The organism is Saccharopolyspora sp. (genome assembly GCF_017434145.1).
GTDB classification, from domain to species: domain Bacteria; phylum Actinomycetota; class Actinomycetes; order Mycobacteriales; family Pseudonocardiaceae; genus Saccharopolyspora_C; species Saccharopolyspora_C galaxeae.
On the sequence record NZ_JAFRFW010000124.1, the window covers coordinates 1 to 9,961 of the forward strand.

Consider the following 9,961-nt stretch of genomic DNA (forward strand, 5'->3'; position numbering starts at 1 on the left):
GCGCCTGGCGCCCATGGGCTTCGGGTGCCCGTCGCGGCCTGGGCCGTGCGAACGCTCCGCGCGGAAGAACCGCCCGGGCGATCAGCCCTCGGTCCGCCCCTGTTCAGGTTGCTGGTGCCCGGTACACGCGGTCGGGCGTGTCGCCCACTGTGCACAAACCGGTCCCACCGAACTCCGCCGCTGGGATGGGCCGCTGAGATGATTCCGCGCGAAGAACTCGCCGGAAAAGATCCCGAAGACCCGTACACCTCTTGCTTTGCACCCTGCCGGACCGGCGAATACCGCGAACCAGCGGATCGCAGCGCCCAGGCCCGGCCGAAACCGGTCCTGATCCGAAACTTCCAGGGCGCGGGCTTCTCGCAGCGGAGCGGCCGGGACTTCCCCAGCTCGACGGACAATTCTCCGAACGCCGAACGACTGGTGGAAACCGGCCGCTCCGAACGAGCAACCCATACAGGATGGCACATGCCTTGCGCCAGCCCGAATCGGGGGTGGCTTTCCGGGCAGCACCGCGGTACGGCCCCGGAAAACCGACGAGGACCCGCCCCTACTGGAACGGGTCCTCGCCCTCAGATCACTTGTTGATCTTGGTAACGCGGCCGGCGCCGACCGTGCGGCCACCCTCGCGAATCGCGAAGCGGAGGCCTTCCTCCATCGCGATCGGCTGGATGAGCTGCACCGACATCTCGACGTTGTCGCCCGGCATGACCATCTCGGTGCCCTCGGGGAGGGTCACCACACCGGTCACGTCGGTGGTGCGGAAGTAGAACTGCGGCCGGTAGTTGTTGAAGAACGGGGTGTGCCGGCCACCGTCCTCCTTGGACCGGATGAAGACCTGGCACTCGAACTCGGTGTGCGGGGTCGTGGTCCCCGGCTTGCCGACGACCATGCCGCGCTCGACTTCTTCGCGCTTGGTGCCGCGGATCAGCAGGCCGACTGTGTCCCCGGCCTGGCCCTGGTCCAGCAGCTTGCGGAACATCTCGACGCCGGTGACCGTGGTCTTGATCGACTTGTCCTTGATGCCGACCAGCTCGACCTCTTCGCTGGTCTTGATGATGCCGCGCTCGACCCGGCCGGTCACCACGGTGCCGCGGCCGGTGATCGAGAAGACGTCCTCGACCGGCATCAGGAAGGGCTGGTCGGTCGCGCGCTGCGGGTCCGGGACGTTCTCGTCCACGGCGTCCAGGAGCTGCATGATCTTGTCAGTCCACTCCGGGTCGCCTTCCAGCGCCTTCAGCGCGGAGACGCGGACGACCGGAACGTCGTCGCCGGCGTACTCCTCGCCGGTCAGCAGCTCGCGGACCTCCATCTCCACGAGCTCCATGATCTCCTCGTCGTCGACCATGTCGGCCTTGTTCAGCGCGACGAGGATGTAGGGCACGCCCACCTGGCGGGCCAGCAGCACGTGCTCGCGGGTCTGCGGCATCGGACCGTCGGTCGCCGCGACCACCAGGATCGCACCGTCCCTCTGGGCGGCACCGGTGATCATGTTCTTCACGTAGTCGGCTTGACCGGGAGCGTCGACGTGCGCGTAGTGACGCTTCTCGGTCTGGTACTCGACGTGCGCGATCTGAATCGTGATGCCGCGGGTCTTCTCTTCCGGAGCCTTGTCGATCTCGTCGAACGGCGTGAAGGGGTTCAGCTCCGGGTGCTTTTCGTGCAGCACCTTGGTGATGGCCGCGGTCAGCGTGGTCTTGCCGTGGTCAACGTGACAGATGGTCACGATGTTGACGTGCGGCTTGTCCCTCTCGAACTTCGCCTTCGCCACTGGATTGTCCTCCTGGACTTGTTCTCTTTCCGCCGTACGACTTGCCAGTCCCCGCGTTGCTGACGCGAAGATTCAGTGCCAGGCGGAGTCCTGTCGGGTTTGGCGGCGGACGACCGGCGGCCACCCGCCCCCGAACTACAGGGAATTACTCGCCCGTAGCCTTCGCGATGATCTCCTTCGCCACGTTCGCGGGAACCTCGGCATAGGAGTCGAACACCATCGAGTAGTTCGCGCGGCCCTGCGTCCGAGAACGCAGGTCGCCGACATACCCGAACATCTCGGACAGCGGCACCTGCGCCTTGACGACGCGCGCACCGCTGCGCTCCTCCATGGCCTGGATCTGGCCACGTCGGGAGTTCAAGTCGCCGATGACATCGCCCATGTAGTCCTCGGGCGTGGTCACCTCGACCGCCATCACCGGTTCCAGGATCGCCGGGGAAGCCTTCTGCGCGGCCTCCTTCATCGCGATCGAACCGGCGACCTTGAACGCCATCTCCGAGGAGTCGACCTCGTGGTACTGGCCGTCCAGCAGCGTCATCTTGACGCCGACCAGCGGGTAGCCGGCCAGCACGCCGTACTGCATGGCGTCCTGGGCGCCTTCGTCCACCGACGGAATGTATTCGCGCGGGATGCGGCCGCCGGTGACCTTGTTGTCGAACTCGTACGTCGCACTGTCCGCGGTCTGCTCGATCGGCTCGAGCGCGATGATGACGCGGGCGAACTGCCCGGAACCACCGGTCTGCTTCTTGTGCGTGTACTCGTACTTCTCGACCGGCTTGCGAATCGTCTCCCGGTAGGCCACCTGCGGCTTACCGATGTTCGCCTCGACCTTGAAGTCCGTCTTCATCCGGTTGACCAGGACTTCCAGGTGCAGCTCACCCATGCCGGACAGGACCATCTGACCGGTCTCCTCGTCGTGGTGGACGCGGAAGGTCGGGTCCTCCTCGGCGAGCTTCTGGATCGCCGTGGACAGCTTCTCCTGGTCGGCCTTGGTCTTCGGCTCGACCGCCACGTCGATGACCGGTTCCGGGAAGGTCATCGACTCGAGCACGATCGGGTTCTGCGGGTCGCAGAGCGTGTCACCGGTGGTGGTCTCCTTGAGCCCCACCACGGCGTAGATGTGCCCCGCCTGCGCCTCCTCGACCGGGTTCTCCTTGTTGGAGTGCATCTGGAACAGCTTCCCGATGCGCTCCTTGCGCTCCCGGGTGGCGTTCATGATCTGCGCACCCTGGGAGATCTTGCCGGAGTAGACCCGGACGTAGGTCAGCTTGCCGTAGAACGGGTGCACCGAAACCTTCGAGACCAGCGCCGCGAACGGCTCCTGGGTGCTCGGCTTGCGCTCGGCCTCGGTCTCGCCGTCCCGCAGCAGGCCCTGCACCGGCGGCACGTCCAGCGGCGACGGCAGGAAGTCGACCACCGCGTCGAGCATGGGCTGCACGCCCTTGTTCTTGAACGCGCTGCCGCACAGCACCGGGAACGCCTCGCGGTTGATGGTGAGCTTGCGGATGCCGGTCTTGATCTGCTCGGTGGTCAGCTCCGCACCACCGAAGTAGGCCTCCATCAGCTCTTCATCGGACTCCGCCACGGCCTCGATGAGCTCCTCGCGGTACTTGGCCGCGCTCTCGGCCAGGTCCGCGGGGATGTCCTCGATCTCGTACTGCTCGCCCTTCTTCACGTCACCGCGCCAGGTCAGCGCCTTCATGCTGATCAGGTCGACGACGCCCTCGAACTCGGATTCCCGGCCGATGGGCAGCTGCAGCACCAGCGGGCGGGCACCGAGCCGTTCGCGGATGGTGTCCACGCTGAAGTAGTAGTCCGCGCCCAGCTTGTCCATCTTGTTGATGAAGCAGATGCGCGGCACGTCGTACTTGTCCGCCTGCCGCCAGACCTGCTCGGACTGCGGCTCGACACCTTCCTTGCCGTCGAAGACGGCGACGGCACCGTCCAGGACGCGCAGCGAACGCTCCACCTCGGCGGTGAAGTCGACGTGCCCCGGCGTGTCGATGATGTTGATCTGGCAGTCGCCCCAGAAGGTCGTGGTAGCAGCCGAGGTGATCGTGATCCCCCGCTTCTGCTCCTCGGCCATCCAGTCCATCGTCGACGCGCCGTCGTGCGTCTCACCGAGCTTGTGGTTGATCCCCGTGTAGAAGAGGATCCGTTCGGTCGCGGTGGTCTTGCCCGCATCGATGTGGGCCATGATGCCGATGTTGCGGACCTTCGTGAGGTCCGTCAGCACGTCGCGTGCCACGAGTTTCTTCCCCGGTCCTACAGCAGGTGCAAGCCGTCGAATCGGTGAGCCGAGGCGGGCAGGAGCCGACCCGTCGTCACCAGCGGTAGTGCGCGAAGGCCTTGTTGGACTCCGCCATCTTGTGCGTGTCTTCGCGCTTCTTGACGCTCGCGCCGAGTCCGTTGCTGGCGTCGAGCAGCTCGTTCATCAGGCGCTCGACCATGGTCTTCTCCCGGCGCTTGCGGGAGAAGGTGACCAGCCAGCGCAGGGCCAGCGTGGTGGAGCGGCCGGCGCGAACCTCGATCGGCACCTGGTAGGTCGCGCCACCGACGCGGCGGCTGCGGACCTCCAGGGTCGGCTTGACGTTGTCCAGCGCGCGCTTGAGCGTGACCACCGGGTCGGTGCCGGTCTTCTCCCGGGCGCCTTCCAGCGCGCCGTAGACGATCCGCTCGGCCAGCGAGCGCTTGCCGTCGACCAGGACCTTGTTCACCAACTGCGTGACCAGCGGCGAGCTGTACACGGGGTCGGCGTTCAGCGGCCGCTTCGGGGCCGGACCCTTGCGGGGCATCAGCTCTTCTCCTTCTTCGCGCCGTACCGGCTGCGAGCCTGCTTGCGGTTCTTCACGCCTTGCGTGTCAGCGGACCCGCGGATGATCTTGTAGCGCACGCCGGGGAGGTCCTTCACACGGCCGCCGCGAACGAGCACGATCGAGTGCTCCTGCAGGTTGTGCCCCTCACCCGGGATGTAGGCCGTGATCTCGGTGCCGCTGGTGAGCTTGACACGGGCGACCTTGCGCAGTGCCGAGTTGGGCTTCTTCGGGGTCGTGGTGTACACGCGAGTGCACACGCCGCGCCGCTGCGGGCTCCCCTTGAGCGCCGCGGTCTTGGTCTTCGCGGCCTTGTCCTGGCGGCCCTTACGGACCAGCTGCTGGATGGTGGGCATGGACCGGCTTTCTCTTGAGCGTTCGCGTCTTCGTGGTTGCTCTCGCCCGGCGGCGCTCGCACGAGTCGGCGTCCGGGCACGTGCCCTGGCGCCGAGCACCTGGCAGGCACTGTGTACTTGGGACTCCCCCGCACCACGAGGTCGGGCGTGTCGGCCACTCCCCGGCCCTTGCGGCGCTAATGGTGTCTCCCACGGGAGCGAACCGACAGGAACGAACCCGATGGTTGTCAGGAGAGTTCCGCACGGCCCATGTCCATGGTCGCGGTCACCTCGATGAACCAGTCACCTCAACGACCACGTCGCACGCACGGGCATACGGACCGACCCGATCGCTTTCGGGTCCGATAAGCAAAGATACCCGCCCCGTTCTGAGGGGGTCAAAACGGGGTCCCCATGACCTGCTCGGTCGTCCCCAAGCGCCGCAGACCGAGCTAATGGTGTGGTGTTCTTCGCGACTTTACCCGCGATGACAAGGGGTGCGAGCGGACGCGGCGGCGGGCCCCGGCGCCCGGTGAGCCGCGCAGACCTCGAGGTGCTGCGACGCGGTCGTCCGCTCGTGGCGCTGTCCAGGACCGGCAACACCGCAAATGGACGGCGGGCAGCGCCGTGCGCCGACCATGAACTCCTCACCAGGCAGGATAGCGCCGGGTCCAAGCCGGGTCGGTAGGCGCGGCGGGGCTGAACTCAGTCAGCGCGTCGGTGGCCAGCGCCTCGATCACGTCCCGCAGTTCCAGCGCGCGCAGCCATTCCGGGGGAACGGCCCGAGTACCGTACAGCGCACCCGCGATGTTGCCGCAGACGATGCCGGTGGAGTCCGAGTCTCCCGAGTGGTTCACCGACAGCAGCAGCGCGCTGCGCAGGTCCTCGGTCGCCAGCACGGAGTAGAGCCCGATCGCGAGCGCTTCCTCACCGGTCCAACCCTCTCCCAGCGTCTCCTTGAGCTCTTCGGGACCGATCGGCCGCTTGTTCGCGAGCTGGACGGCGGCGTCCAACGCCCGCAACTGCTCTTCGTGACCCGGCCAGCGCACGAGGAGTTCACGCGCCATCCGCACGCTTTCCGGCAACGAGACATCCCGCAGCAACTGGTGCACGAGCACGGCGAGCACGCCGGCCGACACGAAGCCGCTGGGATGACCATGGGTCAGCGCCGCCGTCCCGACCGCGGCCCAGAAGACCTCGGCCGGATCGTTCGACCACACCGCGACCGGAACGGCCCGCATGACCCCGCCGCAGCCCTTGGAGTCGTTGATCCGGTGGTCCGGGGTCGCGTGCTGATGCGTCCGCGCGAAGTTCAGCAATGCCGACATGCAAGTGCTGCCCGGGGCCCGCGGCGCGAACAGCTCCTGGTTGCTGATCAACCACCCGTCCGGGACCTGGAGGTGCTGCGCGTAAGGACCACCGGCCTGCTCCCACGGCCGGTTCTGGGTGTGCAGCCACCGCAGGTAAGCGTGCTGCACCTCGGGAACCGGGTCGTTGTCCACGGGCTTGATCCGGCGCGCGACGTGCGCGCGGATCAGTCCTTCCGCGGTGAACAGCATCATCTGCGTGTCATCGGAGATCTGCGCGACGCCATCCCGCAGGACCGGCTCGGTGAGCCCGTGATCCCCGTGATAGCGGCGGATCATCCCGATGTCGTGGAACTCGATCGCATAGCCGAGGGCATCGCCAAGTGCACCGGCGAGCATCGAGGCGATGAAGCATTCTTGAGGGGTGCGGGGAGACATCGCGTCGGCAGGCGAAGTCGAGCCTGCCTGCGTCGAATCATCGCGCAAGATCGGGTACCGCCGTTACCACTCGCCGTCGTTTCGCGGACCATCCGCTCAGCCGCGCTGATGCCGCCGACCCGAACGCTCGCGACACCGCGCGGTTCGACGTCCACGCAGCGCTGCGTCCTTGGCCGGCGAGAACGCTATCAACATCAACACTGGCCGAGAGTCGATTCACCGCATTCGGCCGCTGTATCCCGGATCACGGCGAAACCGATCGGATCGCCCTCAGCCCTCGCTGTCGTAGGCGGGCTGTGCACCGTGGATGCGGCGCGGAGCAGGCTTCGGCGCGGGGAACGCGGCCAGCGGCTCTGGATCCGCGGGCGCGTCCGGAGCCGCCTGCTCGGGCTCGGCCGGAGCATCGCCGGGCTGCGCGGACTCGGACACCGGTGCGCCCACCGCGGGCAGCAGGGCCGTCGGCGAATCACCCCGCCCGGCGGCGGGCAGCGGCTGCACCGGATAGCGCTGGTCCCACTCCTCGTCGGCGGGCCGCTCATCGGCCGGGGGCTCCGGGGAGTCCGGATCGTGCAGCAGCGGTTCGCCGAACTCCGCGACGCAATCCAGCGCGATCTGCTCGACGACGTCGCGCAGTTCCAGGTCGGCCAGCCAGCTCACCGGGAGCTCTCCCACCCCGGTCAACGCGCCGACGATGTTGCCGCAGATCGCACCGGTGGAATCGCTGTCACCGTCGTGGTGCACCGCGATGCGCAGCGAGTTCGGCACATCGCCGCCCGCGAGCGCGGCGCACACCGCGATCGCCAGCGCCTGCTCGCCGACCCAACCGCCGCCGAGGGTCTCGGCGATCTGCTCCGGCGTGGGCTCGCCCTGCTCGGCCAGTTCCACGGCCAGCTTGAGCAGCTCGCTGGTCTCCTCGTGCCCGTCCCAGGTCTCGAGGACCTGCAACGCCAGCCACACGCCGTCGTCGAGGGTTTGGCCGAGCAGCGCCTGCTGGACGATCACGGCCAGTGCACCCGCGGACAGGTAGCCGGACGGGTGGCCGTGCGTCAGCGCCGTCACCCGGGCCGCGAACTCGAACGCGACCGGCGGGTCGGGCGAGTACAGCGCCACGGGAGCTGCCCGCATCACGCCGCCGCAGCCCTTCGAGTCGTTGACCGGCTCGGCCAACGAGCCCGCCTGCTGCCCATCGCCGAAGCGCGACAGCGCGCGGAAGATCGTCTTTCCGGGGGCGCGGGTGCTGAACAGGCCGCGCACCCCCATCAGCCAGCCGTCCGGTTGCGGATACCGGTCGTGGAACACGCCCGCGGCGGCCTCCCACTCGACGCCCTGGGTGTGCAGCCAGCGCTGGTAGGCCAGCTGCACCTCCGGCATCGGGTCGGTGCCGCCGAGGGTGCGGCGGGCGACGCTGCCGCGGATGAGGCCCTCCGCGGTGAACAGCGTCATCTGCGTGTCGTCGGTGATGGCACCCGGCACGCCGTACGCCTCGCGGAGTCCTTGCGGGCCGCCGGGCCCGAACCGCTCGGTGATCTGCTCGGCGGTGGCGAACTCCAGGTCCGAACCGAGCGCGTCACCGAGCGCGCCGCCGAGGAAGCAGCCGAGCACCCGCTCGGTCAGCGAGGGCGCGACCTCGTCGGTGAACTCGGGCTTCGCGTGGCCGCCGGAGACCGGTTTAGCCGCGCGCGCCTCGGAAACCGGGAGCGGATCGGTGTGCGTCTCGGAAGGCTCCGGCTGGTCCGCGTGCTCGTCGGGGGATTCCGGAGCTTCCGCGGCGACCGCTTCGTCCGATGTCTGCGCCTGCTGGACGGGTGCTTCCCAGAGCTGCGCAGCGGAGTCCGCGGGCGCGGGCTCGGACTGTTCGCCCGTCGACGGCTCCGACTCCGAACGCCCAGGCTCCTGCCACTGCTGAACCGGCTCAACAGGCTCATCCCAAGCCTGTCCGACGGACTCCTCCGGCACAGGAGCGGGCTGCTCGCCCACCGGCGAGTACGACTCGGAGCGCCCGGGTTCCTGCCACTGCTGAACGGGCTCAGCAAGCTCTTCCCAAGATTCGGCGGATTGCGCGAACGCCGACGCGGGCTGCTCACCCATCGACGGGACCGACTCCGAACCAACAGGCTCCTGCCACTGCTGAACCGGCTCAGCAGGCTCATCCCAAGATTCCGCGGACTCCGCGAACGCCGACGCGGGCTGCTCGTCCGCCACCCCGCCGACTTCCGACGGCTCCGCAGCAGCCGCATCGGAGCGGTCGGCAGGCGCGTCCGCCCCCGAGCCGGCATCTCGCGCGGGCTGCGGTGGTGGCTCGGCCGGGATGCGGCCCGCTTCCTCGGGACGTAACGAGACCAGCCTGGCCAGCCTCGACAACTCCTCCCGGTCGGTGCGGTCCGCGGAGAGGCCGAACATGTTGTTGCTGAAGTCCGGCGTGATGCTCGGCGCAGGCCGGTCGGCGTCGACCGGATCGTCGTCCTCGCTACCGAAGTCCAGTCGGGACAGATCGGTGCGGTCGGTCGGTTCGGCGGAGGTGTCCGCGACCGGCCGGGGCTCCTGGTCCGCGGGTGGGAACTGCGGTTCGGGCTGCGCGGGTTCGGGCTGCGCGGGCGCGGGTTCGGCGGACCGCGGCCGATCGAAATCCACCTTGCTCAGGTCGATGACCATCGTCGGATCGTTGTTGCCGTCCACCTGCCGCGCCGGTTCCGGACCGCGACCACTGTCCACAGTGGTCATCGGCTCCGCGGGCGGCGCGGCGCCCAGCTCCCGCGGCGCAGGCGTGGCACGGTGCGGATCGGCGACATAGCGCTGCGCCCACTTGGGCAGCGGCGGAGGCGGCGGTGGCGGCGCGAAGGCCTCCGCGGCATCCGCGCACAACGTCTCGATGATCTCGGCGAGTTCCAGTTCCTCGCGCCACCGCGGCGGAATCGCGTCCGGCCCGTACAGCGCTCCGGCGAGCTGGCCAGCCAGTGCTCCGGTGACGCTGCTGTCCGCGGAGACGTTCACCGCCGTGAGCACGGCCGCGGGGAATCCGCCGCCCGCTCCGACGGCGGCCAGCGCGGTGCCCAGCTCACCCGGCTGCTGCTCCGTTTCGAACTCGGCATCCAGTTCCGCGGGCGCCGGCCGCCGGCCGCCGCGGGTCGCGAACATCGCCGCGTGCACCGCCCGGCGCACCGCTGCCGGGGCGGCCGCTCCGGTGTTCAACGAGCTCAGCCGGGCATCGGCGAGCCCGACCGCGTCCCAGAGCCCGATGTCGCCCTGGATCAGCTGAGCCAGCACGTCCGCGTGGAAACCCGTCGCACCGTGCACGTTGAC

6 protein-coding genes are annotated in these 9,961 nt (G+C 68.6%); all 6 read right to left on the minus strand.

The genetic code is table 11. The annotated features are described in order from the left end of the window. Positions 1-574: 574 nt before the first annotated feature. Entirely contained in the window at positions 575-1,768 is a 1,194-nt protein-coding gene (gene tuf / locus IJH84_RS03285) for an elongation factor Tu (protein ID WP_295140007.1), read from the minus strand. 145 nt (positions 1,769-1,913) lie between these two features. Beyond that, positions 1,914-4,016, minus strand: a complete 2,103-nt coding sequence (fusA, locus tag IJH84_RS03290; RefSeq protein WP_200069027.1) for an elongation factor G — start codon at positions 4,014-4,016, stop codon at positions 1,914-1,916. Positions 4,017-4,092: 76 nt separating this feature from the next. After that, complete coding sequence (rpsG, locus tag IJH84_RS03295; RefSeq protein WP_200069026.1) at positions 4,093-4,563, minus strand: 30S ribosomal protein S7; 471 nt, start codon at positions 4,561-4,563, stop codon at positions 4,093-4,095. Continuing rightward, positions 4,563-4,937 carry a 30S ribosomal protein S12 gene (rpsL, locus tag IJH84_RS03300; RefSeq protein ID WP_200069025.1) on the minus strand — a complete coding sequence of 125 codons (375 nt, stop codon included), beginning with the start codon at positions 4,935-4,937 and terminating at the stop codon, positions 4,563-4,565. Before rpsL ends, rpsG begins: the two co-directional genes overlap by 1 nt. 626 nt (positions 4,938-5,563) lie before the next feature. Then, positions 5,564-6,622, minus strand: a complete 1,059-nt coding sequence (locus IJH84_RS03305; protein WP_295140011.1) for an ADP-ribosylglycohydrolase family protein — start codon at positions 6,620-6,622, stop codon at positions 5,564-5,566. 309 nt (positions 6,623-6,931) lie between these two features. Then, on the minus strand, positions 6,932-9,961 hold a 3,030-nt coding region (locus tag IJH84_RS03310), incomplete at its 5' end, for an ADP-ribosylglycohydrolase family protein (protein WP_295140012.1).